This is a genomic window from Rahnella bruchi, from assembly GCF_003614975.1.
GTDB lineage: Bacteria > Pseudomonadota > Gammaproteobacteria > Enterobacterales > Enterobacteriaceae > Rahnella > Rahnella bruchi.
On sequence record NZ_QZWI01000011.1, the window covers coordinates 101,797 to 118,042 of the forward strand.

The 16,246-nt window shown below is 54.0% G+C and carries 19 protein-coding genes; 8 read left to right on the forward strand and 11 right to left on the reverse strand.

Annotated elements, in window-relative coordinates:
- The first annotated feature begins 10 nt into the window (after positions 1 to 10).
- Both D5398_RS17750 and arsC read left to right on the forward strand, forming a co-directional pair.
- The gene (locus D5398_RS17750; RefSeq protein ID WP_120508812.1) at positions 11 to 1,300 is read left to right on the forward strand and encodes an arsenic transporter; all 1,290 of its coding nucleotides are present in this window, start codon (positions 11 to 13) and stop codon (positions 1,298 to 1,300) included.
- An 11-nt stretch (positions 1,301 to 1,311) separates the two neighbouring features.
- Positions 1,312 to 1,737, forward strand: coding sequence for a glutaredoxin-dependent arsenate reductase (arsC, locus tag D5398_RS17755; protein ID WP_120508813.1), 426 nt, complete (start codon positions 1,312 to 1,314; stop codon positions 1,735 to 1,737).
- Between the two features lie 17 nt (positions 1,738 to 1,754).
- Here arsC and D5398_RS17760 read toward each other — a convergent pair whose 3' ends face one another.
- Positions 1,755 to 2,636 carry a LysR substrate-binding domain-containing protein gene (locus tag D5398_RS17760; protein ID WP_120508814.1) on the reverse strand — a complete coding sequence of 294 codons (882 nt, stop codon included), beginning with the start codon at positions 2,634 to 2,636 and terminating at the stop codon, positions 1,755 to 1,757.
- Between the two features lie 107 nt (positions 2,637 to 2,743).
- On the opposite strand from D5398_RS17760, the gene D5398_RS17765 reads away from it, so the two are divergent.
- On the forward strand, positions 2,744 to 3,328 hold the full coding sequence (locus tag D5398_RS17765) for a nuclear transport factor 2 family protein (RefSeq protein WP_120508815.1): 585 nt from the start codon (positions 2,744 to 2,746) through the stop codon (positions 3,326 to 3,328).
- A gap of 71 nt (positions 3,329 to 3,399) precedes the next feature.
- Here D5398_RS17765 and D5398_RS17770 read toward each other — a convergent pair whose 3' ends face one another.
- Both D5398_RS17770 and D5398_RS17775 read right to left on the reverse strand, forming a co-directional pair.
- Positions 3,400 to 4,794 carry a M24 family metallopeptidase gene (locus D5398_RS17770; RefSeq protein WP_120508816.1) on the reverse strand — a complete coding sequence of 465 codons (1,395 nt, stop codon included), beginning with the start codon at positions 4,792 to 4,794 and terminating at the stop codon, positions 3,400 to 3,402.
- Positions 4,795 to 4,823: 29 nt separating this feature from the next.
- Positions 4,824 to 5,246, reverse strand: coding sequence for a GFA family protein (locus D5398_RS17775; protein WP_120508817.1), 423 nt, complete (start codon positions 5,244 to 5,246; stop codon positions 4,824 to 4,826).
- A 253-nt stretch (positions 5,247 to 5,499) separates the two neighbouring features.
- Between D5398_RS17775 and phoC the strand changes: the two genes are divergently transcribed.
- A complete protein-coding gene (gene phoC, locus D5398_RS17780; RefSeq protein ID WP_112286645.1) occupies positions 5,500 to 6,237 on the forward strand; it encodes an acid phosphatase PhoC in 738 nt (245 codons plus the stop codon).
- Between the two features lie 75 nt (positions 6,238 to 6,312).
- Here phoC and D5398_RS17785 read toward each other — a convergent pair whose 3' ends face one another.
- Both D5398_RS17785 and D5398_RS17790 read right to left on the reverse strand, forming a co-directional pair.
- A complete protein-coding gene (locus tag D5398_RS17785; RefSeq protein ID WP_120508818.1) occupies positions 6,313 to 6,696 on the reverse strand; it encodes a YebG family protein in 384 nt (127 codons plus the stop codon).
- A 108-nt stretch (positions 6,697 to 6,804) separates the two neighbouring features.
- On the reverse strand, positions 6,805 to 7,488 hold the full coding sequence (locus D5398_RS17790; RefSeq protein WP_120508819.1) for an O-methyltransferase: 684 nt from the start codon (positions 7,486 to 7,488) through the stop codon (positions 6,805 to 6,807).
- Between the two features lie 133 nt (positions 7,489 to 7,621).
- Between D5398_RS17790 and D5398_RS17795 the strand changes: the two genes are divergently transcribed.
- Together D5398_RS17795 and D5398_RS17800 are read left to right on the forward strand one after the other, a co-directional pair.
- Positions 7,622 to 8,248, forward strand: coding sequence for a TetR/AcrR family transcriptional regulator (locus D5398_RS17795; protein WP_120508820.1), 627 nt, complete (start codon positions 7,622 to 7,624; stop codon positions 8,246 to 8,248).
- Positions 8,249 to 8,333: 85 nt separating this feature from the next.
- Positions 8,334 to 8,795: a GNAT family N-acetyltransferase gene (locus D5398_RS17800; protein ID WP_120508821.1), complete on the forward strand. Its 462-nt coding sequence runs from the start codon at positions 8,334 to 8,336 to the stop codon at positions 8,793 to 8,795.
- Between the two features lie 28 nt (positions 8,796 to 8,823).
- Here D5398_RS17800 and D5398_RS17805 read toward each other — a convergent pair whose 3' ends face one another.
- Complete coding sequence (locus tag D5398_RS17805) at positions 8,824 to 9,690, reverse strand: LysR family transcriptional regulator (protein ID WP_120508822.1); 867 nt, start codon at positions 9,688 to 9,690, stop codon at positions 8,824 to 8,826.
- 123 nt (positions 9,691 to 9,813) lie between these two features.
- On the opposite strand from D5398_RS17805, the gene D5398_RS17810 reads away from it, so the two are divergent.
- On the forward strand, positions 9,814 to 10,797 hold the full coding sequence (locus tag D5398_RS17810; RefSeq protein ID WP_120508823.1) for a nitrilase family protein: 984 nt from the start codon (positions 9,814 to 9,816) through the stop codon (positions 10,795 to 10,797).
- A gap of 24 nt (positions 10,798 to 10,821) precedes the next feature.
- Here D5398_RS17810 and D5398_RS17815 read toward each other — a convergent pair whose 3' ends face one another.
- From D5398_RS17815 to D5398_RS17830, 4 genes are all read right to left on the reverse strand, one after another.
- Positions 10,822 to 11,136, reverse strand: coding sequence for an AzlD domain-containing protein (locus D5398_RS17815; protein ID WP_120508824.1), 315 nt, complete (start codon positions 11,134 to 11,136; stop codon positions 10,822 to 10,824).
- Positions 11,133 to 11,840, reverse strand: a complete 708-nt coding sequence (locus tag D5398_RS17820) for an AzlC family ABC transporter permease (protein WP_208645999.1) — start codon at positions 11,838 to 11,840, stop codon at positions 11,133 to 11,135. The genes D5398_RS17815 and D5398_RS17820 overlap by 4 nt, the downstream gene beginning before the upstream one ends.
- A gap of 79 nt (positions 11,841 to 11,919) precedes the next feature.
- Positions 11,920 to 12,744 carry an AraC family transcriptional regulator gene (locus tag D5398_RS17825; protein WP_120508825.1) on the reverse strand — a complete coding sequence of 275 codons (825 nt, stop codon included), beginning with the start codon at positions 12,742 to 12,744 and terminating at the stop codon, positions 11,920 to 11,922.
- Positions 12,745 to 12,863: 119 nt separating this feature from the next.
- A complete protein-coding gene (locus D5398_RS17830) occupies positions 12,864 to 13,691 on the reverse strand; it encodes a sulfite exporter TauE/SafE family protein (RefSeq protein WP_120508826.1) in 828 nt (275 codons plus the stop codon).
- Between D5398_RS17830 and D5398_RS17835 the strand changes: the two genes are divergently transcribed.
- Positions 13,690 to 14,592: a LysR substrate-binding domain-containing protein gene (locus D5398_RS17835; RefSeq protein ID WP_120508827.1), complete on the forward strand. Its 903-nt coding sequence runs from the start codon at positions 13,690 to 13,692 to the stop codon at positions 14,590 to 14,592. The two genes, D5398_RS17830 and D5398_RS17835, sit on opposite strands and share 2 nt — an antisense overlap.
- On the opposite strand, the gene treF is transcribed toward D5398_RS17835, so the two are convergent.
- Positions 14,583 to 16,238 carry an alpha,alpha-trehalase TreF gene (treF, locus tag D5398_RS17840; RefSeq protein ID WP_120508828.1) on the reverse strand — a complete coding sequence of 552 codons (1,656 nt, stop codon included), beginning with the start codon at positions 16,236 to 16,238 and terminating at the stop codon, positions 14,583 to 14,585. The two genes, D5398_RS17835 and treF, sit on opposite strands and share 10 nt — an antisense overlap.
- Between the last annotated feature and the right edge of the window lie 8 nt (positions 16,239 to 16,246).

The following is a 16,246-nucleotide window of genomic DNA, read 5'->3' on the forward strand; positions in this document are numbered from 1 at the left end:
AGGGTTTGTGATGTTACTTGCAGGGACCATTTTTGTATTCACTCTGATACTGGTTATCTGGCAACCACGGGGACTGGGGATTGGCTGGAGTGCTTCTCTGGGCGCAGGCCTGGCATTGCTGACAGGTGTCGTTCATCTGGCTGATATTCCGATTGTCTGGCAGATTGTCTGGAATGCGACCGCGACCTTTATCGCCGTGATCATCATCAGTCTGTTGCTCGATGAATCAGGTTTTTTTGAGTGGGCGGCACTGCATGTTGCCCGCCTCGGCAATGGCCGGGGGCGACTACTCTTTACCTGGATTGTTCTGCTTGGCGCGATGGTCGCTGCGTTATTCGCTAATGATGGTGCCGCGCTTATTCTGACGCCCATCGTTATTGCGATGTTGCTGGCGCTCGGATTCAGTCAGCGGGCAACGTTAGCTTTTGTTATGGCCGCAGGGTTTATTGCCGATGCTGCCAGTCTGCCGCTGATTGTCTCGAATCTGGTCAATATCGTGTCCGCGGATTTCTTTAAACTCGGATTCTCTGAATATGCCGCCGTAATGGTGCCGGTCAATCTGGCGGCTATCGCGGCAACATTGTTGATGTTGCACCTGTTTTTCCGCAAAGATATTCCTGCTTTTTACGATGTGGCGCTGTTGAAAGAGCCGAAAGCCGCTATCCGTGATACCGGAACCTTTAAAACCGGCTGGGTGGTTCTGGTTTTACTGCTGGTGGGATTTTTTGCTCTGGAGCCGCTGGGCGTGCCGGTCAGTCTGGTTGCCGCTGCTGGCGCCCTGCTTCTGCTGGCTGTTGCAAAGAAAGGGCATGCCATTAACACCGGTAAAGTGATACGTGGCGCGCCGTGGCAAATCGTGATTTTCTCGCTGGGCATGTATCTGGTGGTCTACGGGTTGCGCAACGCCGGACTGACCCACTATCTTTCCTCCCTGTTAAATCATCTCTCAGATCAGGGATTATGGGTAGCCACTCTGGGAACGGGTTTCCTCTCGGCTTTTCTGTCATCGGTGATGAACAATATGCCCACGGTTCTTATCGGCGCACTGTCTGTTGATGGCAGCACCGCGACCGGCGTCATCAGGCAGGCACTGATTTACGCCAATGTGATAGGCAGCGATCTTGGGCCCAAAATTACACCGATTGGCAGTCTGGCAACTTTGCTGTGGCTGCATGTTTTGTCGCAGAAAAATATCAAAATCACTTGGGGATATTACTTTCGGGTGGGCATGGTCATGACTATTCCTGTTCTATTCGTCACTCTGGCCGCGCTGGCGTTGCGGCTCTCTGTCACTTTCTAATGAGATACCATATGAGCAAGATGACTATCTATCACAACCCGGCCTGCGGCACGTCCCGTAATACGCTGGAAATGATCCGCAACAGCGGCACTGAGCCGGCCGTTATTTTGTATCTGGAAACGCCGCCAGCCCGCGAGGAACTGGCTAAGCTGATTGCAGATATGGGGATTACCGCACGGGAGTTGCTGCGTAAGAACGTTGAGCCTTATGAACAACTGGGACTGGCTGAGGATATCTTCACCGACGAGCAACTGATGAGTTTCATGTTGCAGCAACCCATTCTGATTAACCGCCCGATTGTGGTGACGCCATTGGGAACACGCCTGTGTCGCCCGTCTGAAGTGGTGCTGGACATTTTGCCAGATCCCCAGAAAGGAGCATTTACCAAAGAAGACGGTGAGCAAGTGGTAAATCAGGACGGTAAAAAGATTAAATAACCGTTCACGGCAAGGGTTCAGCTTTTAACGTTTGCCATCGCCAAATATGCGGTCACCGCATTACCCGGTTCCTGCATGCGGCTGATCATCACCAGATTCGCCGTCAGTTCTAGTGCATTCAGGCTGCGGTAAACCAGTCCGGGAATATTCACCTGTTGCACGGGCGCGGGGATCAGCGCCAACCCCAGTCCGGCGGCGGCAATGGCCAGAACGCTCAGCGTGCTGTTTGACCGGTGTGCCACGCGAAAGCTGTCCCCCAGCTGTTGCGCCAGAACCACCGTCAGATTTTCATGGGTATCGTGCGCGTCATACAACACCAGCGGCTGACCGGCGAGCATGTCAACCGTGAGTTGCGGATGCGCGGCAAGAAGATGATCGTCACACAGGGCAATCATGATTTCCCAGTTTCCGGCCTTCTGTACCCTGATTTGCGGATCCGCAGTCGTGCTGTTATCGGGCGTATAGCCGATATCAATGCGTCCGGCGAGGATCGCTTCCACCTGCTGCTGCGGCGCAATTTCCTGAATTATAATTTCTGCATCCGGATGGGTTTTACGAAAACGACGTATATCGGCAATCATTTTACCGCTGAAAATGGCGTTTCCGGCAAATCCGACCCGCACGCGCCCTGTCTCACCGCGCATCGCGCGTTCAACGGCCAGACGGGTATGTTCCACCTGTTCCAGCGTCAGCCGGGCTTCGGCCAGTAACAGTATTCCGGCTTCGGTGAGCTCGACACGGCGGCTGGTGCGGATAAACAGCGGGCCGCCCAGCTCCGTTTCCAGCGCTTTAATCTGCATGCTCAGCGCAGGCTGAACGATATTGAGTCGCTCGGCGGCGCGCCCAAAATGCCCTTCTTCTGCCACAGCCACGAAATAACGTAAGTGTCGGAGTTCCATTACTGCCTCATTCATCATTAAAAATGATTGTTCAGTCAAATCTATATATTTGAGTTTAACGTGGTTCTTGACCAAACTGAACACATCAACGTAAAAGGAAATAACCAATGCAAACCCAACAACTGCAAGACCGTCAGGCGCTGAACGACCTTATGAATGGCTGGATGCATCGTGACCTGGCTGAATGGGAACAGTTACGTAATCTGTTCCATCCGGACGGCACCATTGAAATTACCTGGTATGAGGGGCTGGCGAGCGGTTTTGTCGATGGTTCCATGCGCATGGGCGCTTCAGATTTGCGCACGAAACACATGATTGGCGCACCCGTCGTCACCTTTAACGAGCGTGGCGACAAAGCAATCCTTGAAACCAATGCGATGATCATCGCTGAAAATGTAAAACTCAATGTTGGCTGTGAATGCCACAACCGTTTCTACGATCTGGCCGAAAAAAGAGACGGCCAGTGGAAACTGTTCCACCGTCAGAGCGTCTACGATATGGGCACGTTCACCTTCCCGCTGGGGCCGGTTGAAATTGACAGCAGCATTGCCGCCAAATATCCCCGTGAATATGCCGCGCTGGCTTACCTGCTGGAACAAAGTGGTTTCCCGCTTAGCCGCGTATTTGCGACCCGTGGCAGTGAACTGGAAGCGAAAATGAAAGCGGACGCGAAAAAATGGTTAGCGGTCTGACAGTTTGAGGTTGAGTCCGGTCTCTGCCGGATGACGTCATGTTCAGGGGAGGCCATTGCCCCCCCTTTCTTTCAGGCCTTCACCAGCGCACGTGTTTTATCGAGTAAAAACGGGCGCAGATAACCCACGGTATTTGAAAGCACAATCACATCGTCAGAAAGGCGGATTTTTAGGACTTCAGCCAGGTATTTTTTGCGCGCCACCATCCTTTGCCACACCTGCGGATACTCTCTTTCCAGCTCACGGCGCAACCTCTCATCTGCCAGCGCCACGGTATCCTCTATGCTGCTGCCGCCGTAACCGGGCAGCGACGGGATAATATCTATCTGCAACAGCATCCCGCTCGACAGCGGCACGTCGGAATCCGGATAAACCGGTGAACACAGCCATTCCTCATCGGCGACCAGATGCCCCGGATTGAGATGCCAGTTCCAGGTTTTCTGCTCAAGCGTTTCTTGCACTAAGCGGTATAAATCGCCGCCACGCATGCCGATATGCAGATTTTCCAGCCAGGTCACGACCGTATGATAATAAGGGATCGCCAGACGTGGCAGCCAGTCCGCGACGTCTGCCGGTAATTCATCCTCACTGGCAACGACGTAGGCGGCCCGGCTCGATAATCCCCCTTTGTAGCCGACGGTCAGTGAGAATTTGTCACCGTGACGGATGATTTTGTCCGAGGGATAAAGATTCGCGTGAGCAAACCGGTCACCGGTCGCGGCAATCATAATCACATTATTCTGCTGACCGTCACCCGCCAGCAACTGACCGATTTCCTTCTCAGTTTTACCGGGTGCAATCGCGTCGAGTGCGCCCAGCAGACAGGACGACGCCAGATTTGCGCCGTACTCATAAAACGCGACTTCATTGGCGTTATTAATGCACCTCGAGCCATTTTCTGGCGCGATAAACAGGCCGGTGGCGTTCACCACGTTTTCTTTGCCTCCGGCTGCAATACGCACGGCATCCAGAATAAACGCCGGAACATCAAAGCTGTATTTATCGGATTCGGGATCTAAACGGAACAACTTCCAGCCCGCGACGCCGGTGGTCTGTGATACTTGCACTCCCGCCGTCGCCAGCAGATTTTCCAGCGGCTGAGGGTGTTTCATTGGCTGATTTGGCAGGGAAAACACCGGGGCATGCAGACAGGTTCCACTGTTACGGGCGTGCGGCACCAGTTTCAGGTTTTCGTTGCCCATAATGTAAGTCAGTTTGCCGTCGGCGTTGACTACCAGCAACGCTTCTTCAAAACGCGGGATAAAACCTGAAAGATATTCGAAATTACCGCCGTGTTCTTTATCGGCATAAATCACCAGCGACGATAAACCCTCGCTCTGCATGGCGCTCAGGATACTGTTCAGGCGGGATTTCATGGTGTCGTCGGACAATACCGATGTGGGCACTTGCCGGTAAATGGCCGGTGCCGGAACAGAGGTCAGTGCGTAAGCCGTTTCGGAGTTCATTGCGTTTCCTTATGCGTCAGAAATCGTTTTTAGTTTTTGGGTTGGGAGGATGTGGATTCGTAGATGATATAACCGGCCACGCCGCCCTTCCCGCCATCTTTAGGATGGTTGATGCCATCGCTGACCGGCACGGGTGAAAAATCGAAGGGCGAGAAGCTTTCGATACAGGCGACATTGACGCCATAACACTCAGGATTGGAGCGCCGTTGGTGGAAGGTATAAATGCCACACACTGAGCAGAAAAAGTGTACTGCTTCGCCGGTATTAAAGCGGTATTCCGTCAGCTTATCCTTGCCTTGGGTGATTTCAATTTCACCCGCTGTAACCACTACCGCGCCGCGCATACGGCAAAATGAGCAGTTGCAGCGCAGCACGCCATTAAACCCGTCGGTCAGTGCGACCTTAAACGCGACGGCACCACAATGGCATTGAGCGGATAATTTATCTGACATGGCAATCTCCTTATGTCGGAGGACGGGACGGATGGGCGAAGAAAATGTTGTACCAAATTTCGTCGCGCATTACAGCATTCCATCAAAAAGCCCACTTTTTAGCCGTAAAGCATTCATGCTTTCTATCAATTTCCCGTTTTGAGATCTCATACCAACTTTCTGTCACATATTTTGTTTTACTACCCAACGTTGGGAAATGTTACGAAAGTGATTTCGTAATGAAAATAAAATAGCTGCATGTAAGGAAGCTGACATGAAAAGACTGACTACTTTTTGCCTCGCGGGACTTGTTTCATTTAATGCGTTTGCCCTGACCGGCAACGATGCCACCACCAAACCGGACCTCTACTATTTAAAGAACGATCAGGCCATCAACAGCCTGACCCTGTTGCCACCACCACCGGCGGTGGGCAGCATTGCATTCCTTAATGATCAGGCGATGTATGAACAGGGTCGTCTGTTGCGTTCAACCGAACGCGGCAAGCAGGCAGCTGAAGATGCGAACCTGAGCGGTGGCGGTGTGGCGAATGCCTTCTCCGGCGCGTTTGGTTCGCCAATCACCGCCAAAGACACGCCGGAGCTACACAAACTGCTGACCAATATGATTGAAGATGCAGGGGATCTTGCGACGCGTGGTGCAAAAGAGAAGTACATGCGTATCCGCCCGTTTGCGTTCTACGGCGTCCCAACGTGTAACACCACGGAGCAGGATAAGCTTTCTAAAAACGGCTCTTATCCTTCCGGTCATACTTCTATCGGCTGGGCGACGGCATTAGTGCTGACTGAAATCAACCCGCAACGTCAGGATCAGATCCTTCAGCGCGGTTATGATTTAGGCCAGAGCCGCGTGATTTGCGGATACCACTGGCAGAGTGATGTGGATGCGGCGCGTATCGTCGGTTCTGCCGTTGTAGCTACGCTGCATACCAACGACGCTTTCCAGCAGCAACTGAAGAAAGCCAAAGAAGAGTTCGCTAAACAACACAAATAAGCGTTTTTTGCTTCCTGCAGGACAACAAAAAACCGGCCTGATAAGCCGGTTTTTTTATAAAGAGCAGAAAGCGGATCAGGCCGCTTTAACAGCACGCGCCTTTTTAGGGGCTGGCGCAGCTGCGATTTCTTCAGTAATTTCTTCCGCTGATTCTTCTTCAATCACGGCTTCAGTCACAACCGGTTCTTCAGTCTGCACGACAGGGGCTTTCGCTGTTTCTTCTTCCGGCAGCTTGCTGGTGCGCAAGATGTGCTGAACGGTATCTTTTTGCTCAGCCAGGCGAAGGGCAATGTTTTCTGCCAGCGATTCATCAATTTCCAGTTCGCTCTGCAACAGCCAGTCGGTAAAAGCATCTGCCATATCGAGCATTTTGTCGTAAGCGTCCGCTTCTTTCTTATTGGCAAAAGTCATTTTTTCTTCACCTTTTCTGACGACAACAAACTTTGTTTCAACAGCCATGATTCGCTCCTGATACTGTATTTACATACAGTATGTAAAATGATGAATGCAGGATACCGCATTCAGCCGCCATTTTACAACGCGCAGTGTCAAAGTTTTACTACTCATTTAACCCAGACGGACTGACACTTCCACATCATCGCCAAAAGCCACGGAAAGATAGCCGTTTGCAGGTGACCGCACGTGGTCCAGATACACCTGATTATAACTGGCGTCGTCCGCGACAATCAGCGTGCCCGGCCGGAAACGGCTTTCGAGCAGTTGTAGAATGTCGTCATACAGCGCTTTGGCACCGTCGAGCACCAGCAGGTCGATTGTCTCTGGCAGATTAACCGCCAGCGTTTGCAGCGCATCCCCGGCGCGGACTTCCACTAAATCTGCCACGCCGCCTTCCTGCAAATGCTCACGGGCTTTCGCGACTTTCGCCGGTTCGAACTCGCTGGTGATCAACCGGCCACCGCCATTATCACGCAGAGCGGCGGCCAGATGGAGTGTCGACAGGCCAAATGAGGTGCCGAATTCCACCACCGACGTTGCCTTAGAACTGCGGGTCAGCATGTAAAGCAGTTTGCCGGTATCGCGGGAAACCGGCAGCCACATGTCCTTCAGCAAACCGTACAAATCCAGATATTCCGTTTTGCTGTGCATCATGCGCGTGGTATCGCTTTCTGGGATCTGCGAGAAATTAAAACCGGTCGCCGTGCTGGCTTCGCTGAACAGGCGGTCAAGTAAAGGCGCCATCGGGGCGCTGGACAGGGTATTTTTTGTCGTCATCAGTGTGCTGATAGTCATCTTAAAAGTTTCCTGTATCAGATTGAGCACATCGGCGTGCTTGACTAAAATGCGAGGGATTCATCGCGTTAAAAATTATGCGATGATTTCCTCGCATTCACTATTCGCATTCTCTGACAGGAAAAACGCGCCCATGACAAACCGCCAGACCCCGCAGGTTTCCTCGCGAAAAGAGCCCAAGCAGTCCCGTTCTGCGGAGCTGGTCGCCACCATTCTGGAAGCTGCCACTCAGGTTTTAGCTAAGGAAGGCGCGACCCGGTTTACCACCGGGCGCGTGGCCGAAAGAGCCGGGATCAGCATCGGTTCCCTGTATCAGTATTTCCCTAATAAAGCGGCGATCCTGTTTCGGCTGCAAAATGATGAATGGCGGCAGACCACCGATATGCTGCGCACCATTCTTGCTGACACCACGCAGCCGCCGCTGGTGCGACTGCACACGCTGGTGCATGAATTTATCCGTTCAGAATGCGAGGAAGCGCAGATGCGCGGTGCGCTCGATGATGCCGCCCCGCTCTATCGCGATGCGCCTCAGGCCCGCGAGGCACGGGCGGCGGGAGAAAGCGTGTTTAACGATTTTATGCGTGAAGTTTTGCCGGAACTCGCCGAAGACAAGCGCGCGCTGGCGCGGGATCTGATTTCCACCACGCTCAGCGCTGTCGGCAGGGATTTTTCTGCCAGTCCCCGCACGGGTGATGAAATAAAAATCTACGCAGATGCGCTGGCCGATATGTTTACTGCGTATGTGCAGGTAAATGCATGACATGACGTGAATTTCGTAGGTTTAGCGGCTAAGGTAAAACAGCCCGTTTTACTATTAATCTGAACAATGAAACTGAGAGAAACCTGTGACCAATCTGAAAGACGTATGCCGCTGGACTAAAGACCCCTATCTGATCACCACCGATATAAATCAGGTGGATATTCCTGCCGTCCACGCCTATCTGACCCGCTCAAGCTGGGCACCGGGCATTGACGAACAAACGGTGAGCGATGGCGCCGAAAACAGCCTGAATTTCAGTTTGTTCGACGGTGAAAAACAGATCGGTTATGCCCGGTTCATCACCGATTACGCCACCTTTGCGTACCTGTGCGATGTGTACGTGCTGGAAGAATATCAGGGGAAAAATCTGGGAGCCTGGCTGATTGAATGTGTCCAGTCGCATCCGGTCACCGCCAGACTGCGCAGGATGGCGCTCTTTACTTCAACGGCACCGTGGCTGTACGAAAAGTTTGGCTATACGCCGGTCAACGAACCCAATTACACCTGGGTGATCACCCGTCCGGGGATTTACCAGAAGAAAGACTGATCACGGCTGGTGAAAGATTTGATTGTTTTCAGCCAACGTCTGCCATCTCCGTCACTATCCGTACAAAGTTATCGCGGATTAAATCTGCACTGCGCGGATCCCAGGCGATCCCGACCAGCCAGCGGGTGGCTTTGCCGCTCAGCTGCAGCGTTTTCAGGCCGGGCGACGCAATGTGCATGACGCTTTTGGGCAGCAGCGCCACGCCGACTCCGGCCACAACCAGCGCGACAATCGTCTGGATATCTTCGGACTGTTGCACAGAGGACGTGTACAGCTGGTTTTCATCCAGAAAGCGGTCAGTTTGCGTATTCAGCCCGCGTCCGCGATCGGGGTATAAACGCAGCAGCGGTTTCTGTTTCAACCAGCCAGCCACCGTCGTGCCGTTGTCAGCCGGTACCACAAACACCAGTTCATCTTCGAACAAGGCGTGATAACTCAGCGGCGCAGCGGGTGGCACGCGGACAAATCCAATCTGTAATTCCCCGCTTTGCAGCATGTCGTATTGCACAGCGGAAGGCAGATCCTCCAGCGTGATATCCACGCCGGGGTACACTGCCCTGAATCTGGCGATGCACTGCGGCGCAAAGGTAAACGCCGACAAACCGAACCCCGCCGCAAGCAACCCTTCTCCGCCCTTTTCCACCTGACCGGCGTGCTGCATAAAAGCTGTCATTTGCCGCAGCACTTTCTCCGCTTCCGGTAAAAGGCGTCGTCCTCCCGGCGTGAGCACCGTGCCGTGGCGACCGCGGTCAAACAGCGTCACGTTAAGGGTGAATTCCAGCAAACTGATCTGCTTGGTCAACGCCGGCTGCGAGATGGAAAGCTGATTTGCCGCCGCGGCGTAATTCCCTTCCTGTGCCAGCGTGACAAACGCTTTGAGCAAACGCGTATTCATTTTTACATTCCGTTTGGTTATCACAATAAGAAAACTATTCATTATAAAGTTATCAGCCGCATTGCTCTAATACCAGCTCTGATACCAGATCAGTTTCCCCCCTTAACGCTACGGAGAATAACCATGACGGCAACGATTAAAACGGCGGTAGTGCAGTTTCAGCATCAGGCCGGAAACAAAAAATATAACCTGATGATGATGGAAGGTTTTATTCAGCAGGCGGCAATTAACGGCGTGCAGATCCTGGCGTTTCCGGAAATGTGTATCAGCGGCTACTGGCATGTGCCGAAACTGGATAACGACGGTGTGGCGGCGCTGGCCGAATCTGTGGAAACTGGTTCCTCCGTGCGCCTTATCCGCAAACTGGCTGTGAAACATCAGATGCTGATTGGTGCCGGTTTTATCGAACGCGGCGATGACGGGCGTCTTTACAACGCCTACGCTGCCTGTATGCCTGACGGATCTGTTTATACACACCGCAAAATGCACGCGTTTGAACATCCTTCTATCAGTTGCGGTGATGCGTATACCGTGTTTGATACGCCGTGGGGCGTGAAAGTGGGGATCCTGATTTGCTGGGATAACAATCTGGTGGAAAACGCGCGGGCGACGGCGCTGCTGGGTGCAGACATTTTACTGGCACCGCATCAGACCGGCGGCACAAATTCCCGCAGCCCTTATGGCATGAAACCCATTCCGCTGGAATTATGGGAACAACGCGCCACGCGCCAGGAGGAAATCACCGCAGCCTTTAAAGGCGCCAGTGGTCGTGAATGGCTGTTGCGCTGGCTGCCTTCACGGGCGCACGATAATGGTATGTTTATCTTGTTCAGCAATGGCGTGGGCGCAGATGACGATGAAGTCCGCACCGGTAACGCGATGATCATCGACCCCTATGGCCGCATCGTTAAAGAAACCTGGGCGGCGGCAGACGCGATGGTGAGTGCTGAACTGGATCTTTCGCTCATTCCGATGAGTACCGGAAGACGTTGGATGGCAGGCAGGCGTCCGGAGCTCTACCACACTCTGACTGAGCGGCAGGGCTACGAACGTGATGCGATTACGGCGCGTTTTTCCGAAGAATTACCGGGAATTAAAACGCGCTAAATACCCCAGACCTTAAGGGATGTTTCAGGCGAGCACTGAACCCACCAGATAAAACATCACCATGCTCAGAATTACCACTACCACCGTATTTCTGATAAACAGCGCGAACATCACGCTGAAGACGGTTCCCCAAAAATACGGATTATCGGGAAAGGCGCGCAGTGCGCCGTTTTCAGCCACGATAATCGGGCCGCAAATTGCGGTCAGTAAACACGGGGCGGCGTATTTCAGCGCCTGATTGACGAATGCCGGTAAGCGCACCGGCAGACGTGGCTCAAGAAATACATAACGGTTGAAAAACACCACGCCCGCCAACGTCAAAAGCAGTGTCCAGCTCATTCGTTTTCCCCGCACATCCGCGCAATAATCAGTGAAACCGCCATGCCTGACAGTCCGGCAATGATGATCGCGCCGGAGAAATGCAGCGCGGTGAACAGCATCGATAAGCCCAGTGAACTGCATACACCCGCCAGGACCGCAGGCCGGTTAATCATCGGCACTACCAGCGAGGCAAATGTCGCGATGATGGAAAAATCGAGGTGAAAACGCGCCAGATCAGGCACTGACGACGCCATCACAATGCCTGCCAGACTGCACAACACCCAGCACAGATAAAAAGTCAGCCCCGCGCCAATCATAAATCCGGGCGTCAGAGGATGGCGCTCTTTATGCGATGCGCTGAGTGCGAACAGTTCGTCTGTCAGCAGAAATCCCACCGGAATGCGCAGGCGCGCCGCGAAGGCGGAAACAGGTTTTCTCAGCGTCAGGCCGTACAAAAAGTGTTGCGCGGTGAGAAAGAAAACCGACACCACGATCACCGGCAGACTGGCACCGGACATCAGCATCGCCAGCGTCACCAGCTGCGCGGCTCCGGCGTATATAATTGCCGACATCCCGAGGCTTTGCGAAAACGTCAGGCCGGACTGCACCGCCATCGAACCGGCCAGAATTCCCCACGGGATAACCGACAGACACAGCGGCAGCATGGCGACCATGCCGTACAAAAAACCGCTGCGGCCGGTCAGATTTTTGGAAAGAGTCATGTTTAAAGTAAGCCGTAATGGATTGAACGGCTACTGTAGGCGGGCGGGAAATTCAGGTCTTGAATGAGATTGCTGCCGGTCAGAAAATTTTATGCGCTTTCACGAACTGACCGGGCGTGACGCCAATCGCCCGTTTGAAATGGCGGTTGAGATGGCTTTGATCGGCAAATCCGGCCAGCAACGCTGTTTCTCCGATAGGCACGCCGCCGAGCAGACAGGCTTTGGCCTTACGTAACCGCGCCTGAATCAGCCAGGAATGCGGCGATAATCCGACCACTTTCTTAAACTGACGCAGAAAATGCCAGGTGCTCAGCCCCGCGGCTTCAGCCAGTTCTGTCAGGCCGAAATCGGCTTCAGGACAATCGTTAAGTAAGTCTCTGATACGCAGAACCTGTGCTTCGGCACCGCTCAGCGGGCGCGGCGTGACAGGCGATGAACAGTGGCGCATCACCAGCCAGGTCATCGTCGACATCAGCATGCTTTCCTTGAACAGCTTATCGCCCGGCTGCATCAGCACGTCAAAGGTGAACTGTAGCTGCCGCGCCAGACCGGGGTCATACACCACCGGCTGCGCAAACCACGGGATTTCGCCGTTGATACTCAGCACATCGCGGGACAACGCCTGCATCAGCGAAGGATGCGGATAAATGGCGCGGTACGCCCAGCCTGTGTCGGTGCCGGCCTGTCCGGTATGCACTTCATCGGGATTGACCAACACGATATGACCCTGTGGCGCGCAGTGTTCACCGCCGCTGCGGTAAAACCGTTGCGCGCCGTTTTCGATCAGTAAGATGCAAAACGTTTCATGGACGTGACGCGAAAAACATTGTTCACGGTATCGCGCGTTAAGCATCTCCAGCCCGTTAAATTCGGCCAGATGATAATAATTTGCCTGTTCTTGCATGGGGATTACTGTACCGGAATGACGTATTTCTGGAAAAGAGGTTTCTGTATACCGACTCTGTTTTGGAAAATCTTGAACAAAATTGCTGTGCGGATGTTTTCTCTGACGCCAAAAACCTCTCAGAAAAACGCATCCCGCAGCAGCGACGCGCCCGCCACCAGAAGCATCACATCGATCAGCCGGTTGAATGCGTTATCTGAAATACGGACGACCCACTTTTTACCGATTAGCATGCCGGCCACCAACGTCCCGCCAACCAGTAAACCGCTGACCAGCACATGCCACGGCATTGCACCAATGGCACTAAAGGTCGAGGCTTTGGCGAAGTAAATCGCAAAGGAGGCCGCCGCTTCGGTCGAGAGCAATGCGCCTTTCACCAGTCCGTAACCGGCGAAAATGGGAATGGTCAGCGGGCCGGTTGAGAACACCACGCCGGTCAGAAATCCGGTCAGTGCGCCCGCCAGCGCCAGTTGCAGGCCGGTGAGGGGCAGCGCTTTGGTTTTTGCAAAGTGGCGCAGAGGGATCAGCAAAAAAAAGAACAGGCCGATGCAGATATCCGAGAGCCGCGCGGGCATCACCCACAGGGTATTCGCGCCCAGCACGGCTGCCGGAATACCGGGCACGGAATACAGAAAGAACGCTTTCAGATTGATGTCTTTACGCCACAGCAGCACGCGGGAAATATTGCCGACAATCGCGGCAACGGCCATCACCGGGATGGCGGTTTTTGGCCCGAACGTCCAGGCCAGTGCGGGCAGTAAAATAATCGAACTGCCGGTGCCCACCATGCCGCTGATAATGCCCGCAAGAATGCCCGTAATGGCAATAACCGCATATAACACGTTGCCTCTCCTTTGCTGATAAGTGATAGCGGCGATGTTAGCGCTGGGCTGCGGGCATGACCCGTGATAAAAAGTCACATAATGGTGAGTAAAAGGAGAATTCATGCACGCACTTCCCCCGCTGACGGCGCTGCGCGCCTTTTTTGTGGCCTGCCACGCGGGCAGTTATACCGCCGCAGCGCAGGAGCTTTGCATCACGCACGGCGCGGTCAGCCGCCACATTCAGGTGGTGGAGAAATGGTTTGGCGTGAATTTATTCACAAAGGAAGGACAACGGCGGGTGCCGACGCCTTATGCCCTGACGCTGGCGCGGGAACTGGGCAGCGCGTTTGATACGCTGTCTGATATCGCCCTGCGCTACGGCAACGGCGGGCGCAATAATGTCTTCAACGTCAGCGTGCCAACTACCATGAGCCTGAAATGGCTGCTGCCGCGGCTCGATGATTTTTACGCCCGCTTTCCGGCAGCCAACTTACAGATTTCGACCGCCAATACCGAACAGCTGCACATTGTCGGGCATTACGATCTGCTGATCCGCCGTGAACTCAGCGCCACGCAGTATTCGGCAATCCCCTTTCTTGGTGATACTCATTGCCTGATGGCCTCACCCGCACTGCTCAGCCGTTTGACGATTAAAAAACCAGAAGATGTGCTGAATTGTCTGCGTATTGAAACGCTGACGCGTCCCGGTCACTGGAATTTGTGGCTGGCAGCCGCAGGGCTTGGTAAAGCACCGGTCAGCGGTTTTCGCCGGTATGACCATTTTCACGTTTCGTTGCATGCGATGCTGGAAGGGATGGGTGTCGGGCTGGGGCCGGTCAGTACGTTATCGGCGGAAATCAGTCGCGGAAATCTGGTGCCGCTATTCCCGGAAATCACCGTCGCGCCTTGTCAGTATTTCGCTCTGACACCGGTCGGTGTACAGAAAACCCTGCTCCACCAAGCCTTTGAAGACTGGCTGGTGGAGCAGGGTCAGAGTGGTGATGAAAAAGCGTATCAGTCGTAGTTTTCGCCGTATAAACCTATCAGGCGGCGCACAACGCCGTTGGTCCAGCCGAAGCCGTCCTGTAACGGGTATTCCCCGCCGCCACCTTCACGCGGCGCACCACCGGAAATGTGGTATTTCTCGATGAGTTTATGATTTTGCTGATAAAACTGATTCACAGTTTTCAGCCAGCTGCGGGCAATCTGGTCGCCCAGTGCGTCGTTGCCATACAGCTTGAACCCCTGAATTGCCATCCATTGCAGCGGCGCCCAGCCGTTAGGTTTATCCCACTGTTCGCCGGTTTCGTATTCAGTGGTCATCAGCCCACCCGGTGTCAGCAGGCGTGACTGTACTGCTTGTGCAATACGCACGGCCTGATGGTGTGTGGCCAGTCCGACGTACAGCGGCACCACGCTGGCGGCTGAAAACAGCGCCAGCTGCTGACGGTGCCAGTCGTAATCACGGAAGCACCCTTCGGTTTCATCCCACAAGTAGCGGTTGATGGCTTCGCGTCGGTTTTCCGCTTTTTGCCGGAATTCCGCTTCGGTTGCCCGGTCGTTATTCAGCCCGGAAATATTAGCAATGGCGCTTTCCAGTTTGAATAAAAACGCGTTCAGGTCGATGGGAATAAACTGCGTGGTGCGGATACTGGCCAGCCGGTGGCCATCACGCAGCCAGCGCGAGGAGTAATCCCAACCGGATTCGGCACCGGCGCGCAGGTCTCGATATACTTCATTGGCGGGACGACTCGAGTGCTTCGCGGTTTCCACATCTTCGCGCCAGGACTCATCACGCGGCGTGTCCCTGTCATCCCAGTAACGGTTGAGCAACGTGCCGTCAGGCAGACACACCGCATGGCGGTAAGCCTGATTGGGCGCCAGTGAATCGGCACCGTCCATCCAGAATTCATATTCCATTTTCAGATGATCAAGATAACGACGCGCGCCGCGCACGCCGTCCTCTTCAAACAGTTCGACCATCAGCGCAAAGACCGGCGGCTGCGAGCGGCTGAGATAATAAGTGCGGTTACCGTTAGGGATATGCCCGTAAATCTCGATCATCCACGCAAAATTATCGGCCATGGTGCGCAGCAAATCGTTACGACCACTTTCCGCCAGGCCCAGCATGGTGAAGTACGAATCCCAATAGTAGGTTTCGCCAAAACGCCCGCCGGGTACCACGTAAGCCTGTGGAAGGGGCAAAAGTGACGACCAGGACACGTGGTCTTCCGGCTGGCGCGTCAGCACCGGCCAGAGTTTGTCGATGTGCTGTTTAAGCGAATCACCGGGATCAGACACGTATTCATCACCGTGCGGTTCCGGCAGCCAGAAATGCGCCTCGACAAAGCGTTTCAGGTTAAAGCCCGGATGGTTTTTGATCCGCCGGTAACGCAGCAGGATATCCAGCGGATCCATTTTGGGCGGGCAATCGGGAAAGGTTTTGCTGTCGGCAAACAATTGCGAAGACTGAACGCTGGTGAACAGTTCCATATAACGGTCAGCCGGCGTTAAAGCATCGGAAGGCGGCAGCCCTTCGATCATCTCCGGTTCCGGTTCGGCGTCCATCATCCGGTCAAGGATCAGCTCAATAGGCTCGAGTTCGCTCAGACGAAACTCTTCGCCTTCCAGTGCTGCGATCTCCTTCGTCTGGTGTTTCTCATTTAGCATAAGCTACA

What these genes read in the sequence shown, in the direction of transcription:
- D5398_RS17750 (WP_120508812.1), top strand. Translation starts at nt 11, where the DNA reads ATGTTACTTGCAGGGACCATTTTTGTATTCACTCTGATACTGGTTATC.
- arsC (WP_120508813.1), top strand. Translation starts at nt 1,312, where the DNA reads ATGAGCAAGATGACTATCTATCACAACCCGGCCTGCGGCACGTCCCGT.
- D5398_RS17760 (WP_120508814.1), bottom strand. Translation starts at nt 2,636, where the DNA reads ATGGAACTCCGACACTTACGTTATTTCGTGGCTGTGGCAGAAGAAGGG.
- D5398_RS17765 (WP_120508815.1), top strand. Translation starts at nt 2,744, where the DNA reads ATGCAAACCCAACAACTGCAAGACCGTCAGGCGCTGAACGACCTTATG.
- D5398_RS17770 (WP_120508816.1), bottom strand. Translation starts at nt 4,794, where the DNA reads ATGAACTCCGAAACGGCTTACGCACTGACCTCTGTTCCGGCACCGGCC.
- D5398_RS17775 (WP_120508817.1), bottom strand. Translation starts at nt 5,246, where the DNA reads ATGTCAGATAAATTATCCGCTCAATGCCATTGTGGTGCCGTCGCGTTT.
- phoC (WP_112286645.1), top strand. Translation starts at nt 5,500, where the DNA reads ATGAAAAGACTGACTACTTTTTGCCTCGCGGGACTTGTTTCATTTAAT.
- D5398_RS17785 (WP_120508818.1), bottom strand. Translation starts at nt 6,696, where the DNA reads ATGGCTGTTGAAACAAAGTTTGTTGTCGTCAGAAAAGGTGAAGAAAAA.
- D5398_RS17790 (WP_120508819.1), bottom strand. Translation starts at nt 7,488, where the DNA reads ATGACTATCAGCACACTGATGACGACAAAAAATACCCTGTCCAGCGCC.
- D5398_RS17795 (WP_120508820.1), top strand. Translation starts at nt 7,622, where the DNA reads ATGACAAACCGCCAGACCCCGCAGGTTTCCTCGCGAAAAGAGCCCAAG.
- D5398_RS17805 (WP_120508822.1), bottom strand. Translation starts at nt 9,690, where the DNA reads ATGAATACGCGTTTGCTCAAAGCGTTTGTCACGCTGGCACAGGAAGGG.
- D5398_RS17810 (WP_120508823.1), top strand. Translation starts at nt 9,814, where the DNA reads ATGACGGCAACGATTAAAACGGCGGTAGTGCAGTTTCAGCATCAGGCC.
- D5398_RS17815 (WP_120508824.1), bottom strand. Translation starts at nt 11,136, where the DNA reads ATGAGCTGGACACTGCTTTTGACGTTGGCGGGCGTGGTGTTTTTCAAC.
- D5398_RS17820 (WP_208645999.1), bottom strand. Translation starts at nt 11,840, where the DNA reads ATGACTCTTTCCAAAAATCTGACCGGCCGCAGCGGTTTTTTGTACGGC.
- D5398_RS17825 (WP_120508825.1), bottom strand. Translation starts at nt 12,744, where the DNA reads ATGCAAGAACAGGCAAATTATTATCATCTGGCCGAATTTAACGGGCTG.
- D5398_RS17835 (WP_120508827.1), top strand. Translation starts at nt 13,690, where the DNA reads ATGCACGCACTTCCCCCGCTGACGGCGCTGCGCGCCTTTTTTGTGGCC.
- D5398_RS17830 (WP_120508826.1), bottom strand. Translation starts at nt 13,691, where the DNA reads ATGAATTCTCCTTTTACTCACCATTATGTGACTTTTTATCACGGGTCA.
- treF (WP_120508828.1), bottom strand. Translation starts at nt 16,238, where the DNA reads ATGCTAAATGAGAAACACCAGACGAAGGAGATCGCAGCACTGGAAGGC.